We start from the raw sequence: 526 nt of genomic DNA, 5'->3' as shown, positions 1-526 counted from the left end.
AAAGTAACACCTAAAACGAAGGACCCAATACCATTAAATTGAAATTTGTTAGAAATCAAATGAAATAAAGGAGATATAGGTCTAATTAATATTATGTCAAACTTCCCAGGCTGAATGTATTCTGTTCCAAACCCCCATAAACTTTCAAAAAACATCTCATTAATTGACCTTGAAGTAGTTAGTATGCCGTATACAAAAATCACCTCATAGTAAGACCAGCCTTTTATATCGTTAATATTCTCAAAGATAACCCAAATCATTAACAACCCTGTTAGTTGCAAAATTATAGAGGAAAATATCCCCATTATTAAATCAGCCCTATACTCACTTAAGGCCTTAATGTATTTTTTAATAAAAAATAAATATAGTTCAATATAACGTTTCAAATCCTAACCACCTTGAATATTAAGTCTCCTCATTGCAATCTTATTAAATAAGATTGTAGTCACAAGAAGTATTCCTATCCAAATTATTTGCGTTAATAAAGCATTATAGATTTCCGAAGTATTGTATAAATCTAAGTAGA

Annotated in this window: 1 protein-coding gene; it reads right to left on the bottom strand. The window is 29.3% G+C overall.

Annotation, left to right across the window (positions count from 1 at the left end; genetic code table 11):
* A partial coding sequence (locus ACGTN6_RS20890; protein ID WP_394595020.1) for an ABC-2 family transporter protein occupies nucleotides 1-386 on the bottom strand: 386 nt, incomplete at its 3' end.
* Nucleotides 387-526 lie beyond the last annotated feature (140 nt).

Source organism: Halomonas sp. B23F22_20, assembly GCF_043496985.1.
Classification (GTDB): Bacteria; Pseudomonadota; Gammaproteobacteria; order Pseudomonadales; family Halomonadaceae; genus Halomonas.
Note: the sequence above shows the minus strand (reverse complement) of the source record. Positions and strands in the feature narration are given on the sequence as shown.